We start from the raw sequence: 16,174 nt of genomic DNA on the forward strand, positions 1-16,174 counted from the left end.
GGTGCAGGGGGGCGCTGCCCCCGTCGCCTGCGGCGACTCCCCCGGGATATTTGCAGACCAAAGATGGGGGCGAAGATGAGCGCCATCGATGACAGCGGCACAGGGGGAATGTCCGCACCGCGCTGGCGGCTTTTCGCGCCGATCCTTCTGATCCTCGCCGCCGGTGCGGTGAATTGGCGGGCCGGGGTGATCGTGGCGCTTTGGCTGCTGGCCTGGTCGATCAACCTGGTGCTGGCCCGTCGTGGCGGACAGGCGCGGCGCATACTGGTGCCGGTCATCTTCGGGCTGAGCGTCCTTCTGATCTGGGAACTGGCGGTGCGGTTCTTTGCCGTGCCCGGTGTCATCCTGCCGCCGCCCAGTGCGATTGCCGATCGTATTGCCGCCTCGCTTCCCATTCTCTGGGGCGATTTCGTGCAGACCGTCATCAAGGGCGCGCTGAGTGGCTATGTCATGGGCTGTGGTGCGGCGGTTGCGGTGGCGGTTCTGATCGACAGATCGCCGTTCCTGCAACGCGGGCTGTTGCCGGTGGCGAACTTTGCCGCCGCGCTGCCCATTGTCGGGACCGCGCCGATCCTGGTGATGTGGTTCGGCTTCGATTGGCACAGCAAGGCGGCGGTGGTGATCGTGATGGTGTTCTTCCCCATGCTGGTCAACACCATGGCCGGTCTGCAATCGGCCGAGGCGATGCAGCGCGACCTGATGCGCACCTATGGGGCCGGTTATTGGCAGACCCTGGTCAAGCTTCGCTTTCCCGCCGCCATGCCCTTCATGTTCAACGGGCTGAAGATCTGTACCACCCTGGCGCTGATCGGCGCTATCGTGGCCGAGTTCTTCGGTTCTCCGGTGCGGGGCATGGGGTTTCGCATCTCGACCGAGGTGGGGCGACTGGGCCTTGACATGGTCTGGGCGGAAATCACCGTCGCCGCCCTGGCCGGTTCGGCATTCTACGGGCTGGTGGCGATGATCGAACGGGGGGTGACCTTCTGGCACCCGTCGCAAAGGCGTTAACAATAATGAAAGGGGAGTTTGTCATGAAGAAACTGATCACGGGGGCGGTTGCCCTTGGGCTGGGCGGCAGCGCCGCCTGGGCCGAAGACCTGACGCTGCAACTGAAGTGGGTGACCCAGGCGCAATTCGGCGGCTATTATGTTGCTCTGGAAAAGGGCTTTTACGAGGATGAGGGGCTGAATGTCACGATCCGGCCCGGCGGCCCCGACATTGCCCCGACCCAGGTGATTGCCGGGGGTGGTGCCGATGTGGTGGTCGAATGGATGCCCGCCGCCCTTTCGGCCCGCGAGAAGGGCCTGCCGCTGGTCAATATCGCCCAGCCCTACAAAAGTTCGGGGATGATGCTGACCTGCCTGAAGGAAACCGGTGTCAAATCCCCCGAGGATTTCCCGGGCCGCACCCTTGGCGTCTGGTTCTTCGGCAACGAATTTCCCTTCCTGTCGTGGATGAGCCAGCTTGGCATCCCCACCGAGGGCGGCGAGGATGGGGTCGAGGTTCTGAAGCAGGGCTTCAACGTCGATCCGCTGTTGCAGAAGCAGGCCGACTGCATCTCGACCATGACTTACAATGAATACTGGCAGGTCATCGATGCCGGGATCACCGAAGATCAGCTGGTGACCTTCAAGTACGAGGACCAGGGCGTCGCGACGCTGGAAGACGGCCTTTATGTGCTGGAAGACCGCCTGGCCGACCCGGCCTTTAAGGAGACGCTGGCCAAGTTCGTGCGCGCCAGCATGAAGGGGTGGAAATACGCCGAGGAAAACAGCGACGAGGCGGCCGAGATCGTTCTGGAATACGACGAGACCGGTGCGCAGACCGAGAAGCACCAGAAGCGCATGATGTCGGAGGTGGCCAAGCTGACCGCCGGCAGCGACGGAACGCTGGACGAGGCCGACTATGAGCGGACGGTGCAATCGCTGTTGTCGGGCGGATCGGACCCGGTCATCACGAAAGAGCCCGAGGGCGCCTGGACCCATGAGATCACGGATATGGCGCTGAACTGAGGCGCATCCGAAACGGGGGCCGGGCCCCCATGCCATTGCAAGGCGCGCCCGTATCCCGGGCGCGCCTTCGCTGCCCGCGCCACTTCTGCGTCGGGGACAAGGGGAGGAGAGATCGCATGTCGGTTGGCGACCTGCAGGAACGCAAGAAACTGGACGCGGCCGAGATTGGCGCCATCGCCCATCTTTACCGGGGTGAGGTCTATCGTTCGACCATCTGGCGCACCCGCCTGGATACCACCACCAATTGGTCGGTCGTGACCCTGGGGATCGCGCTGTCGCTGACCTTTTCGGCGCCCGAGGCTTCGGCTTTGCCGCTGATCCTGGTGGGGGTGCTGATCATGTTCTTCCTGATGCAGGAGGCGCGGCGTTATCGCTATTTCAACGTCTGGCGGGCGCGGTGCCGCTGGATGGAGGTGCATTTCTTCGCCCCCATGCTGCACGATGGCGATCTGCACATGGAGGACGGCTGGCAAAGGATCCTGGCCGAGGATTACTGGAAGCCGCGCTATCATGTATCGATGTGGGTGGCGATCGGGCGGCGCATCAGGCGCAACTATTTCTGGATCCTGCTGATCCAGAGTGCCGCCTACATGGGCAAGCTGATCGTCCATCCCGGGCCGCTGACATCGGCCGAACAGCTATACGAAAGGGCCGCCATCGGGCCGGTGAACGGCATCTACGTGCTGGCCGCCGGAGCCTTTTACTGCGCCGTCTGGGGGGCAATTGCGCTCTGGAGCTGGAACGACGACGCAAGGCGCGCCCGGCGCAGCCCCGAACGTTCAAGCATGGGCTGACATCCGCAAAGGTTGCGGATGCCAGCGATCTTTCAGTCCCGGTTCATCCGGTTCTCGATCAGCTCGTCCACCACCGAAGGATCGGCCAGGGTCGAGGTGTCGCCCAGCGAGCCGTGGTCGTTCTCGGCGATCTTGCGCAGGATGCGGCGCATGATCTTGCCCGACCGGGTTTTCGGCAGGCCGGGCGCCCATTGGATCAGGTCGGGCTTGGCTATGGGGCCGATTTCGCGGCGCACCCAGGTTTCCAGGGTCTTGCGCAACTCGTCGCTGGGGTCGACGCCGTTCATCAGGGTCACATAGGCATAGATGCCCTGGCCCTTGATCTTGTGCGGGTAGCCGACCACCGCCGCCTCGGCCACGGTTTCATGGGCGACAAGGGCCGATTCCACCTCGGCCGTGCCCATGCGGTGGCCCGAGACGTTGATCACGTCATCCACGCGGCCGGTAATCCAGTAATAGCCGTCAGCGTCACGCTTGCAGCCGTCTCCGGTGAAGTAATACCCCTTGTAGTCCGAGAAATAGGTCTTCTCGAACCTTTCGTGGTCGCCATAGACGGTGCGCATCTGGGCGGGCCAGCTGCCCTTGATGCACAGCACGCCCTCGGCCGGATTGTCGTGAATCTCCTCACCGCTGGTGGGTTCCAGGATGACGGGTTCGATCCCGAAGAAGGGCAGGGTCGCGCTTCCGGGCTTGGTGGCGGTGGCACCGGGCAGCGGGGTGAGCATGTGACCGCCGGTCTCCGTCTGCCACCAGGTATCGACGATGGGGCAACGCCCGCCGCCGACAACCTCGTTGTACCAGTTCCAGGCCTCGGGGTTGATGGGTTCGCCCACGGTGCCTAGCAGCTTCAGCGACGACAGATCGTATTTGCTGACGTGTTCATTGCCTTGGCCCATCAGCGCGCGGATCGCGGTGGGGGCGGTGTAGAACTGGTTGACCTTGTGCTTTTCGCAGATGGCCCAGAACCGCCCGGCATCGGGCCAGGTGGGAACGCCTTCGAACATCAGGGTCGTGGCGCCGTTTGCGAGGGGGCCGTAGATGATATAGCTGTGCCCGGTGACCCAACCGACATCGGCCGTGCACCAGAACACGTCGCCGTCGTGATAATCGAAGGTATATTGGTGGGTCATGGCGGCATAGACCAGATAGCCGCCGCTGGTATGCACGACGCCCTTGGGCTGACCGGTCGATCCCGAGGTGTAGAGGATGAACAGCGGGTCTTCGGCGTTCACCTCGACGGGCGGGCAATCGGCGCTGACCTTCTCCTCAAGCTCGTGCAGCCAGTGATCATGCTCGCTGCGCCATGCGATCTGCTGACCGGTGCGCTTGACCACCAGGCAATCGACATCGTGCATGACGTTGATCATCGCCTGGTTGACGTTGTCCTTCAGGTTGGTGGTGCGCCCGCCACGCGGTGCGCCGTCGGCGGTGATCACGACCTTGGCCTGGCAGCCGGAAATCCGCGCGGCCAGGGCATCGGGTGAAAAGCCGGCGAAGACCACGGAATGCACGGCGCCGATGCGCGCGCAGGCCAGCATGGCATAGGCCGCCTCGGGGATCATCGGCATGTAGATGATCACGCGATCACCCTTTTTCACGCGCAGTTCCTTCAGGACGTTGGCGAACTTGCTGACCTTTTCGTGCAGTTCGCGAAAGGTGATGTGCTGGGCCTCGTCCTCGGGCGAATCCGGCTCCCAGATGATGGCGGTCTGGTCGGCGCGCTCGGCAAGGTGGCGGTCGATGCAGTTGGCGGCGACGTTCAGGCCGCCATCATCGAACCACTTGATCGACACGTCACCGGGGGCGAAGCTGACGTTTTTCACCGTTGTGAAGGGCGTCATCCAGTCGATCCGCTTGCCGTGTTCGGCCCAGAATGCCTCGGGGTCCGCGATGCTGGCCTTGTACATCTCATCGTATTTCGCATGGTCGGCATGGGCCTTGGCGGCGAAATCTGCGGTCGGCGGATAGGTGGTATCTGTCATGTCTTCCGTCCCTGGTGGTCTTGGCTCAGATGGCCAGATATTCGGCGCGCAGCTTTTCGTTTTCAAGCACTTCCATGGCCGAGCCGTCAAAGACGACAGAGCCTGTATCAAGGATCACGGCGCGATCTGCAAGTTTCAGGGCGGCGACGGCGTTCTGTTCGACGATCACCGTGGTGATCCCTTGGTCGCGGATGATGCCCAGCGTCTTGGCGATCTCCTGCACGATGACGGGGGCCAGGCCCTCGTAGGGTTCGTCCAGCAAAAGCACCTTGATGTCGCGGCACAGGGCGCGGGCGATGGCCAGCATCTGCTGTTCGCCCCCCGACAGGGTGATGCCGTCCTGCTTGCGCCGCTCGCCCAGGCGCGGGAACAGGTCATAGACCCGGTCGATCGACCAGCCGATGGGCGGTGCGATTTGTGCCAGCTTCAGGTTTTCCTCGACGGTCAGGCCGGGGATGATGCGCCGGTCCTCGGGCACCAGTGCGATTCCGTTGGCGCTTGCGTCATGGCTGCGCATCTTGTGCAGGGGTTGATGATCCAGCCAGATTTCGCCCTTGGTCAGGGTCGGGTTGTCCAGCCGGGCAATGGTGCGCAGGGTGCTTGTCTTTCCCGCACCGTTGCGCCCCAGCAGCGCCAGGATCTCACCCTCGCGGATGTCGAAGCTGACACCCTGCACGATGTAGCTTTCGCCATAATAGGCGTGGATGTCCCAGACCGAGAGGTAGGCCGGATGGGTCGCGGCGTTGTTGGCGTGCTTGTTGAAGGGGGCGTTCATCTGAGTTCTGTCTCCGGCAACCTCTGCAACCGACTGGTCAGAGTGCAAAGGGCGGTCCCCGGCCGCCGGGTGGGGGTAAAGCCCCCGCCCGGGGGGGCGGTCGGGGGCTGCCCGGCGTTGCCGCCGGGCGGGGCATTGTGGCAGACGCTAGTGCGCCGCCTCGCCAAGATAGGCCTCTTTCACCTTGGGATGGCCCTTGATGTTCTCGGGGGTATCTTCGACCAGCGGCGTGCCCTGGGCCAGCACCGTGATCCGTTCGGCAAGCGAGAAGACGACGTGCATGTCATGTTCGATGATGCACATGGTGATCGGGCGCGATGCCTTGATTTCCTTCAGCAGGTCGATGGTGTTGTTGGTGTCGGCCCGGGCCATCCCGGCGGTGGGTTCGTCCAGCAACAGAAGCTTGGGTTGCTGGCATAGACACATCGCCATTTCCAGCCGCCGCTTGTCGCCTCGCGAAAGAGAACCGGCGTGCGCGTCGCGCTTTTCCAGCATCTTCACGTCGGCCAGCATGGCCTCGGCGGCCTCCACGATGTCGGTCTCGCGCCTCACGGATTCGATGGCGTGCATGCGGAATGCGCCGTCACGCTTGGCGAAGATCGGGATCATCACGTTTTCGAACACCGTCAGGTCGCCGAAGATTTCCGGTGTCTGGAACACCCGCGAAATGCCCATCTGGTTGATCTCGTGCGGCTTGCGGCCCAGCACGCTTTGCCCGTCGAACATGACGCTGCCGGTATCCGGGATCAGCTTGCCGATCAGGCAGTTCAGCAGGGTGGATTTGCCCGCCCCGTTCGGGCCGATGATGGCATGGACGGTGTTTTCCATGACGTTGAGGTTCACGTTGTCCAGCGCCTTCAGCCCGCCGAACCGTTTGCCCACGTTCTTGACTTCGAGAATTCCCATGCTGGCGTCCTTATTCGGCGGGTTGCTTGCGGGTGGCGCTGTCGTCGGCGGGGGCCTTGCGACGGAACAATCCGCCGATCTTCTGGCCGCCCTGCACAAGGCCACCGGGCAGGAAGATGACCACCAGCATGAAAAGCAGGCCCAGGGTCAGGTGCCAGCCCTTGCCGATGAAGGGATGAACGATGAAGACCACGACATCCTCAAGCCCGTCGGGCATGAAACCGAACCACTGGTGCAGCACCGTGTCGTTGATCTTCGAGAAGATGTTCTCGAAATACTTGATGAAGCCCGCGCCCAGAACCGGCCCGATCAGCGTGCCCGCACCGCCGAGGATGGTCATCAGCACGACTTCGCCACTGGCGGTCCACTGCATCCGCTCGGCGCCCGCCAGCGGGTCCATCGCCACCATCAGGCCACCGGCCAGCCCGGCATACATCCCCGAGATCACGAAAGCGGCCAGCATGTAGGGCTTGAGGTTCAGACCCGTGTAGGACATCCGCTGCTGGTTCGATTTCACCGCCCGCAGCATCAGCCCGAAGGGCGAGCGGAAGATGCGGATCGCCAGGTAGAAGGCCAGGACCAGCACGACGGCCGACAGGTAATAGCCGACGTTGAAGGTGAACTGCCAACCGCCCAGCACCAGATCGTAACTGGCGCGCATCGACGCCCCGAAGAGGTGTGGTGCGGGGATCGTCCCGTCCACCTGCGTCACGCCCAGCACCCGCGGATCGTCCAGCGACAGTTGCAGCCCGGTTTCCCCGTTGGTCAGCGGCGTCAGCACCGAATAGGCCAGCGCAAAGGACATCTGCGCAAAGGCCAGCGTCAGGATCGAAAAGTAGATCCCCGAGCGGCGCAGAGACACATAGCCCACGATCACCGAGAACAGCCCCGCCACGATCACCGACAACAGGATCGCCGGCACGACGTTCATGGTCAGCAGCTTCAGCATCCACACCCCGGCATAGGACCCGACCCCCAGGAAGGCCGCGTGGCCGAAGGACAGGTATCCGGTCAGACCGAAGAGGATGTTGAACCCGATGGCGAAGATCCCGAAGATCACGAAGCGTTGCATCAGGTCGGGATAGCCGGCGTTGAACTGCGCCATCGCGCTGTTGACCGGAAAGGGATTGAGGATGAAGGGCGCCAGCATCGTCATTGCGACGACGATCAGCAGCAGCCTGAAATCCTTGGCCTGAAGTCCCAGCATTGATTATTCCTCCATCACGCCCCTGCGGCCCATCAGGCCGCGCGGGCGGGTCAGCAGCACGACGATGGCCACAAGGTAGATGATGATTTGATTGATCCCCGGGATCAGCGACGTCATGACCGGCATCGAGGCAAAGCTTTCGAGGATGCCCAGAAGGAAGCCCGCCAGCACCGCACCGGGCAGCGACCCCATGCCGCCGACGACGACCACGACAAAGCTGAGCACGAGGAAATCCATGCCCATGTGATAGTTGGGCGAATTGATCGGGGTATACATCACTCCGGCCAGCCCCGCGACACAGGCCGCGATGGCGAACATGATCGTGAACCGCTTGTCGATGTTGATGCCCAGAAGGCCCACGGTTTCACGGTCGGCCATGCCGGCGCGGACGACCATCCCGAAGGTGGTGAATTGCAGAAAGCCGAAGACGGCGGTGATCAGCACCAGCGCGAAGGCGAAATAGACCATCCGCCAATAGGGATAGATGATCGCGTTCGCCTCGAACCCCAGAAGCACGCCGAAATCGAACGATCCGCGGAACACCTCGGGCGCGGGGGTGGGAATGGGATTGGCGCCGTAGAAATACTTGATCACCTCCTGCAGCACGATCGCAAGGCCGAAGGTCACCAGGATCTGGTCGGCATGGGGGCGCTTGTAGAAATGCTTGATCAGCCCGCGCTCCATGATGAACCCCACGGCGACCATGATCGGGATGGCAAACAGGATCGCCAGCGGCACCGACCAGTCGATGATGAAGGCGCCTGCCGTCTCTCCGAACCATTCGTTGACGTACAGCACATCGTCGAACTTGGGATTGCCGAGGAAATCGGTTCCGGTCGGTTCGGCCGAGGGATGGGACAGCGACAGAAGACGGCTGAGCGTCACCGCGCAGAAGGCGCCGATCATGAAGATCGCGCCATGGGCGAAGTTGACCACGCCCAGCGTGCCGAAGATCAGGGTCAGGCCAAGGGCGATCAGCGCATAGGCCGATCCCTTGTCCAGGCCGTTGAGGATTTGCAGAAGGATGGCGTCCATGGGCGGGCCTCGTGTCGATGGGGCGGGCGCGGCTTGCGCTCACCCGGCACGGTGGATGGATTGGGGGTGGGGTGGGGCAGGCCGATGGCCCGCCCCGGTTTACGGCTCAGGCGCCGGGGTTGCAGGCACCCAGTTCGCCACCGGCGAACATTTCGTGATCGGGTGCATAGGTCACCTGATCCACCGGCGTCACCTCGACGATCTCCACTAGGTGGAATTCGTCCTCGGGGTTTTCGGCCCCCTTCACCACCAGCACATCCTTGAAACACTGGTGATCGTCGGCGCGGTACAGGGTCGGGCCGTTGCCCAGGCCGTCGAATTCGAAGCCGGCCAGGGCCTCGCCCACGGCGCAGGGGTTGAACGAACCGGCCCGGTTGACGGCATCGGCATAAAGCAGCGTCTGCGCGTAACAGGTGTGGGCCGCCTGGCTGGGCGGGAAGCCGTACTTGGTCCCGAAGGACTTGACGAAGGCGGCGGTGCCCTCATCGCCCAGCTTCCAGTCCCAGTTCTGCGAACCGACGATGCCCTTGATGTTCTGACCGGCACCCTTGGCCATCAGCTCGGAGTACAGCGGCACGACGATTTCGAAGTTCTTGCCGTTCACCTGCTTTTCACGCAGGCCGAACTGAACCGCGTTGGTCAGCGAGTTCACCATGTTCCCGCCGTAGTGGTTGAGCACGAGGACATCGGCGCCCGAGTTCAGGACCGGCGCGATATAGGACGAGAAGTCGGTGCTGGCCAGCGGGGTCAGCACGTTGTTGACGGTCTTCCAGCCCAGGGCCTCGGTCGCGGCCTGGATCGACGCCTGCTGTGTCCAGCCCCAGGTATAGTCGGCGGTCAGGTGATAGGCGTTGCGGTCGTCGCCATAAAGCTTGCTCAGCACCGGTGCCAGCGCGGCGGCCGACATGTAGGCGTTGAAGAAGTGGCGGAAACCGTTGGCCTTCTTGTCCTTGCCGGTGGTGTCATTCGAATGGGTCAGACCGGCCATGAAGATCACGCCCGCCTCCTGGCAGAGCGACTGCACGGCCACGGCCACGCCCGAGGACGAACCGCCCGAGATCATGATCGCGCCGTCCTTTTCGATCATCGACTTGGCCGATGCGCGGGCGGCGTCCGATTTGGTCTGGGTGTCGCCGGTGACGAAGTTCACCTTCTTGCCCATGATGCCGTTGCCTTCCAGCGTCTTGGAGCTGAAGGTCTGCATCATCCCGCCGTCGCCACCGCCGTTCAGGTGTTCGACCGCCAGTTCGAAGGCGCGCAGTTCATCCATGCCCTCGTCGGCATAGGGGCCCGATTGCGGCACGTTGAAGCCAAGGGTCACGCTGTCGCCCTGGGGCGCGTTGGTGAAACCGGAGTGGGCATCGGCCCAGACGGCCCCGGTAAAGATGGTGGGCAGGGCCAGGCCCGCACCCGCCCCGGCGCCCGTTTTCATCAGGCCGCGGCGTGTAAAGTTCGATTTCGTCATGAAGTCCTCCCTTTGGTCGTTGCCCGCTGCGGTTTGCCGCCGGGGCGCGTTCCTTTACAGAACTGTGGCGATCATGCGCCCAAGCGGAAAACGCCGCAACAAATGCTTCATTTGCAACGAAAAAACTGTAAAGTAATGAACAGGCCGCTTGAATAGACTGTAAAGTTATTATCGACGCGGTGCAGAAAGCTATTGGAACGACAGGGTTTTCGCGATGTCGCGCACGGGAATGACAGGCAGCCGGATCCGCGCGCGGCGCCTTGATCTGGACATGCGGCAAAGCGAACTGGCCGATCGGATGGGGATTTCGGCCTCCTATCTCAACCTGATCGAACACAACCGCCGCCCCATCGCGGGCAAGCTGCTGACCGCCGCCGCCCGCGCCCTGGGGGTGGACAGCGCGATGCTGGCGCGCGGGGCCGAGGCGGCGCTTCTGGACGGGCTGCGCGATGCCCTGGCACAGGGCGCGGGGGCCGGGCCCGACATGCAGCGGGCCGAGGAATTCGCCGGCCGCTTTCCCGACTGGGCGGCCCTTGCCGTGGCCCAGGCCCGGCGCATCGCGGCGCTGCAACGCACGGTCGAAACCCTGAACGACAGGATGACCCACGATCCCTTCCTTTCGGCCGCGCTGCACGATGTGCTTTCCACCGTCACCGCGATCCGCAGCACCAGCGCGATCCTGGCCGACGATGGCGACATCGACGCCGAATGGCAGGCCCGGTTCCACCGCAACCTTTTCGAGGACAGTCAGCGCCTCGCCGAAAGCGCCCAGGGTCTTGTCGGCTATCTCGACGCGGGGGGGCAGGCCGACACCGCCCTGGCCACCCCGCAGGAAGAGTTGGAGGGCTGGCTGGCCGGGCAGGGCTATCACCTGGCCGCGCTTGAAACCGGGGATAAGATTGAACTGCCCGAGGTCAGCGGTTCGGCCCGGCAGTTGATCGCGGCCTATGCAGACCAGTATCGCGCCGACGCCCGCGCCCTGCCGCTGGCGGATCTGCGCCGCGCCATCGCCAGACTGGGCCACGATCCGGCCCGCCTGGCCGATCACTTTGCCACCGACCTGCACCGGGTCTTTCGCCGTCTCGCGGCCCTGCCCGAAGGTATCGCCGGGCGGCCCGTGGGGCTGGTGGTATGCGACGGGTCGGGCACGCTGACCTTTCGCAAGCCTGTCGATGGCTTTGCCTTGCCCCGTTTCGGCGCCGCCTGTCCGCTCTGGCCGCTTTACGTTGCCTTGTCGCGCCCCCATGCCAGGGTGCGCCAGCTTGTCGAACAGGCCGGGCAGATGCGCCCCCGGTTCACCATCTTCGCCGAGGCCGTCCATCGCCACCGCGGCGGCTTTGACGACACGCCGGTGCTTACGGCGGCCATGCTGATCCTGCCCCATGACGGCGGCGGCGAGGGCGCGGCGCGGCCTGTCGGTACCTCTTGCCGGATCTGTCCGCGCCCGTCCTGCCCGGCGCGGCGCGAACCCGCCATCGTCGCCCTACAATCCTGAATGCCCCAAAGGCATCGGTCGACGACCCCGCCACAGGCTTTGACGCACCGCGGCCCCGGTGCCATACTGCGCGCGATCAAGGCCAAGAGGCCGGTCGCAGCGGGGGGAACGGATGATCAAGCGCGTGCTGCTGATCGAGGACGAGCCGAACATCATCGAAGCCGTGCGATACATCCTGTCGCGCGACGGCTGGGCGGTCGATACCCATGCCGACGGGGCATCCGCCATGGCGGCGGTGCTGCGCCGGGTGCCGGATGTGATTGTCCTCGATGCCATGCTGCCCGGCCGCTCGGGCTTTGACATCCTGCGCGATCTGCGCGCCCACGCCGACCCCGCGATTGCGGCCATTCCCGTGCTGATGCTGACCGCGCGCGGCCAGCAGAAGGACCGCGACATGGCCGAACGCTCGGGCGCGAACCGCTTCATGACCAAGCCGTTTTCAAACGCCGAGATGCTGGCCTGCGTGCAATCGCTTCTCGCGGCGCCGACCCCATGATGGGGCAGCCGCCCCGCGACGGGGCACCGCCCGAAGGCCTGGCCTATCGCCGTCGCCGCCTGACCGATGCGGCGCGGCTTCTGCCCATGGTGGGGGCCTTTGCGGTGTTCCTGCCGGTGCTCTGGGCGGGGCGCGACAGCCCAACGCCCGACCCGGCGGGCACGGCGGCGGGGGGGCTTTACGTCTTCGGCGTCTGGACCCTGCTGATCCTTGCGGCGGCGGCCCTGTCGCGGCCGTTGGCGCGGGGTGACGGCTCCGGGGCGGGCCACGGGCCGGACCGCCCCTGATGCTGACCTTCAACACGCTGGCGCTGGCCTGCGGGCTTTACGTCGCCGCGCTGTTCCTCATCGCCTTCATGGCCGAGCGTCGGGCCGAGAGGGGGCGGCTGGGCATCCTGCGCTCGCCGCTGGTCTATACCCTGTCGCTTTCGATCTACTGCACCGCCTGGACCTTTTACGGCGCGGTGGGCTATGCGGCGCGTTCGGGGCTGGAGTTCGTGACCATCTACCTTGGTCCGACCCTGATGATCGTCGGCTGGTGGGCGATGCTGCGCAAGCTGGTGCGCATCGGGCGCACCCAGAGGATCACCTCGATCGCCGACCTGATTTCGTCGCGCTATGGCAAATCCACCTCGCTGGGGGTGCTGGTCACGGTGCTGGCGGTGGTGTTCACCACGCCCTATATCGCGCTTCAGCTGCAATCGGTCACCCTGTCGTTTTCGGTCTTTGCCGAAAGCACGCCCGACGCGCCGGGCGATGCCCGCGCCACGGCGCTGTGGGTGGCGGCGGGGCTGGCGGTGTTCACCATCCTGTTCGGCACCCGCAACCTTGATATCGACGAACGCCACCACGGCATCGTCACCGCCATCGCGGTCGAGGCGGTGGTGAAACTGGTGGCAATCCTGGCGGTCGGGGTCTTCGTCGTCTGGGGCGTGGCTGGCGGGCCGAGCGAGGTGTTCCGCATGACCGAGGCAAGCCCCATCGCGCGCTGGCAGATGGACCAGAGCCGTTGGCTGACGCTGACCTTCCTGTCGGCCGTCGCCTTCGTCTGCCTGCCGCGCATGTTCCAGGTGCTGGTGGTGGAAAACTCCGACGAACGCCACCTGGCCACCGCCTCATGGGCCTTCCCGCTCTATCTTTTCCTGATGAGCCTGTTCGTCATCCCCATTGCCGTCGTCGGGCTGGCCGTCCTGCCCGAGGGGTCGAACCCTGATCTTTATGTGCTGACGGTGCCGCTTGCCTTCGATCAGGACGCCCTGGCGATGCTGGTCTTCCTGGGCGGTTTCTCCTCGGCGACATCCATGGTCATTGTCGCCTCCATCGCCCTGGCCACCATGGTCAGCAACCATATCGTCATGCCGATCTGGCTGAGCGCACGGCGCGGCGGTGCAACCGTTTCGGGCGATGTGCGCAACGTGGTGCTGCGCTCGCGACGCATTGCCATCGTCGGCGTGCTGGCGCTGGCCTATCTCTACTATGCCATGTCGGGGGGCGGTGCGGCGCTGGCGGCCATCGGGCTGATCGCCTTCGTCGGCGTGGCGCAGATTCTGCCGGCGCTGCTGGGGGGCATTTTCTGGCGCGGTGCCACGCGGACCGGCGCGGCCGGAGGGCTGATCGCGGGCTTTGCGATCTGGGCGTGGACGCTGCTTGTCCCGGGCATCGGGGAAGGGGCGCTGATGTCGCAGACGCTTTTGGCCGAGGGGCCGTTCGGCATCGGCTGGCTGCGCCCCCAGGCCCTGTTCGGGATCGGCGGGATCGACCCGGTGGTGCATTCGGCGCTTTGGTCCTTGGCGGTGAACACGCTGCTTTTTGCCGGGCTTTCACTGGTGGGGCTGCCCGGTGCCGTCGAACGGTTGCAGGGCGCCGAATTCGTCGACATCTTCCGCTATTCCGGCAATGCGCGCGGCTGGTCCCCCGCCACGGTCGAGGCCGAGGATCTGCTGATGATGTCGCAACGCATCCTTGGCGCCTCCGAGGCCCAGGCCCTGTTCCAGGCGGCGGCCCGGGGGCAGGGGAAAGAGGGCTATCTGCCCGACACCACCAGCGAATTCCTTGAGCGGCTGGAGCGTGAACTTGCCGGTTCGGTGGGCGCGGCCACGGCCCATGCGATGATGGGCCAGATCACCGGCGGCACGGCGGTGTCGGTGGAAGACCTGATGCGCGTGGCCGATGAAACCGCGCAGATCATGGAATATTCCAGCCGGCTGGAAGCGAAATCCGAGGAACTGGGCCGCACCGCGCGCCAGCTTCGCGAGGCGAACGAGAAGCTGACCGCGCTGAGCGTGCAGAAGGATGCCTTTCTCAGCCAGATCAGCCACGAGTTGCGCACGCCCATGACCTCGATCCGCGCCTTTTCGGAAATCCTGCGCGACGGCGGCGACATGGCGCCCGAAACGCGCGCCCGCTATTCCACCATCATCCACGACGAGGCCCGCCGCCTGACCCGGCTGCTGGACGATCTTCTCGATCTCAGCGTGCTGGAGAGCGGGCAGGTGACGCTGCATCGCCAGATCGCGATCCTTGGCGACATCCTCGATCATGCGGTCGCCGCGACCGAAAACGCCGACAGCCGCTTGCGCATCCTGCGCACCACGGGCGACGAACGGCTGGTGCTTCACACCGATACCGACCGCCTGTCGCAGGTCTTCATCAACCTGATTTCGAACGCGCAGAAATACTGCGACGCCGAACAGCCCGAGTTGCGGATCGCGGTGCGCGACGATCCCGAGGGGCCGATCCTGGATTTCATCGACAACGGCAGCGGGATTCCGAAGGAAAACCAATCGATCATCTTCGAAAAGTTCTTTCGCGTCGGCGATACCCGCGCGGCGGGCGGCGCGGGCCTGGGCCTGGCCATCTGCCGCGAGATCACGGCGCGCCTAGGCGGACAGCTCAGCTATCTGCCGGGGCAGGGTGGCGCGGCCTTTCGCGTGGCTCTACCGCCCCGATTGCGCCAGCCAGCCCAGGGCGCGGCCGAATAATCCGCCGATCTTCAGGAATTGGTAACCCGGGTTTGCGATCAAGACCCGAGTGCAGTCAGAAGGTTTGCAGGATGAACGTGGGCGCGCCCCCAACAGCGTTGCGGCGAAAACTCGGGGCGGGCCGGCCCCCCGAAAGGGTGCAGGCCATGACGCTGGATCGCGCCTGGCGGCTGGCGCTGGTCCATGGCCTGTCGGAAACTGCCGGTCTTGACGTGGTCATGGGCAATCACGCCGTGCGCCCGGTCGATCCGCCCGCCTTTGCCGACCTGATGGAGGATGGCGACCTGGCGATCCTGCTTGAGGGGGTGAACGGCTTTGGCGTTGCGCTTCTTGATGTGCAACTGATGGCGGCGCTGATCGAGGCCCAGACCATGGGCCGGGTGCTGGGCCGCCCGGCCACGCCGCGCCGCCCCACACCCACCGACGGGGCCATGATGGCCGACCCGCTCGACCGTGTTCTGGCCCTGTTCGAAACCCATGGCGAAGGGTTGCCCGGGGCGCTGACCTGCCAGGGCATGCGTTTTGCCACCCTGCTAACCGAAGGGCGGCAGATCATGCTGTCCCTGCCCGACGAAGCCCACATCCTGACCGAGATCACCCTTGCCCTGGGCGACGGCAAGCGTGAGGGGCGCCTGCGCCTGATCCTGCCGGAAAAGCTGCCGGTGCGCGACGACACGCAAGGCGGGCCAGACCCGGACTGGCACCGGGGGATCGAAAGCAACCTGATGGCGGCACGCGCGCAGCTTTCGGCGGTGCTGACCCGGCTGCACCTGCCGATCGAACAGGTGACGGAGTGGCAGGTGGGCACCCTTGTGCCGCTGACGGCGAAATCCCTGACCCAGATCGCCCTGACCAGCTGCACCGGTACGATCCTGGCGCAGGGGCGGCTGGGGCAGGTGGCCGGGGGCAAGGCGGTGATGCTGGACGGGCTGACCCACCCCGGCGAAAGCGGGGCGCCGCCCGACGATCAGGGCCCGAAAATCGGTGCGCTGATGACGGGCAAGGCGCCCTTTGCGGGGCAGTGACA

At 64.9% G+C, this 16,174-nt stretch carries 14 protein-coding genes; 8 read left to right on the plus strand and 6 right to left on the minus strand.

The genetic code is table 11. The features are described from left to right. Positions 1-75 precede the first annotated feature (75 nt). From H7828_RS19180 to H7828_RS19190, 3 genes are all read left to right on the plus strand, one after another. Entirely contained in the window at positions 76-1,008 is a 933-nt protein-coding gene (locus tag H7828_RS19180) for an ABC transporter permease (RefSeq protein ID WP_226782684.1), read from the plus strand. Between the two features lie 23 nt (positions 1,009-1,031). Beyond that, complete coding sequence (locus tag H7828_RS19185) at positions 1,032-2,012, plus strand: ABC transporter substrate-binding protein (RefSeq protein ID WP_226782685.1); 981 nt, start codon at positions 1,032-1,034, stop codon at positions 2,010-2,012. A gap of 116 nt (positions 2,013-2,128) precedes the next feature. Then, on the plus strand, positions 2,129-2,806 hold the full coding sequence (locus H7828_RS19190; RefSeq protein ID WP_226782686.1) for a DUF2270 domain-containing protein: 678 nt from the start codon (positions 2,129-2,131) through the stop codon (positions 2,804-2,806). A 32-nt stretch (positions 2,807-2,838) separates the two neighbouring features. Here the strand turns inward: H7828_RS19190 and acs are convergent, their stop codons facing one another. The 6 genes from acs to H7828_RS19220 form a co-directional block, all read right to left on the minus strand. Next, complete coding sequence (gene acs / locus H7828_RS19195) at positions 2,839-4,788, minus strand: acetate--CoA ligase (RefSeq protein WP_226782687.1); 1,950 nt, start codon at positions 4,786-4,788, stop codon at positions 2,839-2,841. Positions 4,789-4,813: 25 nt separating this feature from the next. After that, positions 4,814-5,563 (minus strand): ABC transporter ATP-binding protein, encoded by a 750-nt coding sequence (locus H7828_RS19200; protein ID WP_226782688.1) that lies wholly within the window; start codon positions 5,561-5,563, stop codon positions 4,814-4,816. Positions 5,564-5,710: 147 nt separating this feature from the next. Then, on the minus strand, positions 5,711-6,469 hold the full coding sequence (locus tag H7828_RS19205) for an ABC transporter ATP-binding protein (protein ID WP_226782689.1): 759 nt from the start codon (positions 6,467-6,469) through the stop codon (positions 5,711-5,713). Between the two features lie 10 nt (positions 6,470-6,479). Further along, positions 6,480-7,676, minus strand: coding sequence for a branched-chain amino acid ABC transporter permease (locus H7828_RS19210; RefSeq protein WP_226782690.1), 1,197 nt, complete (start codon positions 7,674-7,676; stop codon positions 6,480-6,482). A gap of 3 nt (positions 7,677-7,679) precedes the next feature. Next, the gene (locus tag H7828_RS19215; protein WP_226782691.1) at positions 7,680-8,711 is read right to left on the minus strand and encodes a branched-chain amino acid ABC transporter permease; all 1,032 of its coding nucleotides are present in this window, start codon (positions 8,709-8,711) and stop codon (positions 7,680-7,682) included. Between the two features lie 106 nt (positions 8,712-8,817). Continuing rightward, positions 8,818-10,176, minus strand: a complete 1,359-nt coding sequence (locus H7828_RS19220; protein WP_226782692.1) for a substrate-binding protein — start codon at positions 10,174-10,176, stop codon at positions 8,818-8,820. A 214-nt stretch (positions 10,177-10,390) separates the two neighbouring features. Between H7828_RS19220 and H7828_RS19225 the strand changes: the two genes are divergently transcribed. The 5 genes from H7828_RS19225 to H7828_RS19245 all read left to right on the plus strand — a co-directional run bounded on the left by H7828_RS19225 (position 10,391) and on the right by H7828_RS19245 (position 16,172). Beyond that, positions 10,391-11,671: a helix-turn-helix transcriptional regulator gene (locus tag H7828_RS19225; protein ID WP_226782693.1), complete on the plus strand. Its 1,281-nt coding sequence runs from the start codon at positions 10,391-10,393 to the stop codon at positions 11,669-11,671. Between the two features lie 112 nt (positions 11,672-11,783). Further along, complete coding sequence (locus H7828_RS19230; RefSeq protein WP_226782694.1) at positions 11,784-12,167, plus strand: response regulator transcription factor; 384 nt, start codon at positions 11,784-11,786, stop codon at positions 12,165-12,167. Next, on the plus strand, positions 12,164-12,454 hold the full coding sequence (locus H7828_RS19235) for a hypothetical protein (protein WP_226782695.1): 291 nt from the start codon (positions 12,164-12,166) through the stop codon (positions 12,452-12,454). Before H7828_RS19230 ends, H7828_RS19235 begins: the two co-directional genes overlap by 4 nt. Beyond that, positions 12,454-15,147: an ATP-binding protein gene (locus tag H7828_RS19240; RefSeq protein WP_226782696.1), complete on the plus strand. Its 2,694-nt coding sequence runs from the start codon at positions 12,454-12,456 to the stop codon at positions 15,145-15,147. Before H7828_RS19235 ends, H7828_RS19240 begins: the two co-directional genes overlap by 1 nt. 146 nt (positions 15,148-15,293) lie before the next feature. After that, on the plus strand, positions 15,294-16,172 hold the full coding sequence (locus H7828_RS19245) for a FliM/FliN family flagellar motor switch protein (protein WP_226782697.1): 879 nt from the start codon (positions 15,294-15,296) through the stop codon (positions 16,170-16,172). Positions 16,173-16,174: the final 2 nt, after the last annotated feature.

The sequence above is a fragment of the Oceaniglobus trochenteri genome (assembly GCF_020529025.1).
GTDB classification, from domain to species: Bacteria; Pseudomonadota; Alphaproteobacteria; order Rhodobacterales; family Rhodobacteraceae; genus Oceaniglobus; species Oceaniglobus trochenteri.

What these genes read in the sequence shown, in the direction of transcription:
- H7828_RS19180 (WP_226782684.1), top strand. Translation starts at nt 76, where the DNA reads ATGAGCGCCATCGATGACAGCGGCACAGGGGGAATGTCCGCACCGCGC.
- H7828_RS19185 (WP_226782685.1), top strand. Translation starts at nt 1,032, where the DNA reads ATGAAGAAACTGATCACGGGGGCGGTTGCCCTTGGGCTGGGCGGCAGC.
- H7828_RS19190 (WP_226782686.1), top strand. Translation starts at nt 2,129, where the DNA reads ATGTCGGTTGGCGACCTGCAGGAACGCAAGAAACTGGACGCGGCCGAG.
- acs (WP_226782687.1), bottom strand. Translation starts at nt 4,788, where the DNA reads ATGACAGATACCACCTATCCGCCGACCGCAGATTTCGCCGCCAAGGCC.
- H7828_RS19200 (WP_226782688.1), bottom strand. Translation starts at nt 5,563, where the DNA reads ATGAACGCCCCCTTCAACAAGCACGCCAACAACGCCGCGACCCATCCG.
- H7828_RS19205 (WP_226782689.1), bottom strand. Translation starts at nt 6,469, where the DNA reads ATGGGAATTCTCGAAGTCAAGAACGTGGGCAAACGGTTCGGCGGGCTG.
- H7828_RS19210 (WP_226782690.1), bottom strand. Translation starts at nt 7,676, where the DNA reads ATGCTGGGACTTCAGGCCAAGGATTTCAGGCTGCTGCTGATCGTCGTC.
- H7828_RS19215 (WP_226782691.1), bottom strand. Translation starts at nt 8,711, where the DNA reads ATGGACGCCATCCTTCTGCAAATCCTCAACGGCCTGGACAAGGGATCG.
- H7828_RS19220 (WP_226782692.1), bottom strand. Translation starts at nt 10,176, where the DNA reads ATGACGAAATCGAACTTTACACGCCGCGGCCTGATGAAAACGGGCGCC.
- H7828_RS19225 (WP_226782693.1), top strand. Translation starts at nt 10,391, where the DNA reads ATGTCGCGCACGGGAATGACAGGCAGCCGGATCCGCGCGCGGCGCCTT.
- H7828_RS19230 (WP_226782694.1), top strand. Translation starts at nt 11,784, where the DNA reads ATGATCAAGCGCGTGCTGCTGATCGAGGACGAGCCGAACATCATCGAA.
- H7828_RS19235 (WP_226782695.1), top strand. Translation starts at nt 12,164, where the DNA reads ATGATGGGGCAGCCGCCCCGCGACGGGGCACCGCCCGAAGGCCTGGCC.
- H7828_RS19240 (WP_226782696.1), top strand. Translation starts at nt 12,454, where the DNA reads ATGCTGACCTTCAACACGCTGGCGCTGGCCTGCGGGCTTTACGTCGCC.
- H7828_RS19245 (WP_226782697.1), top strand. Translation starts at nt 15,294, where the DNA reads ATGACGCTGGATCGCGCCTGGCGGCTGGCGCTGGTCCATGGCCTGTCG.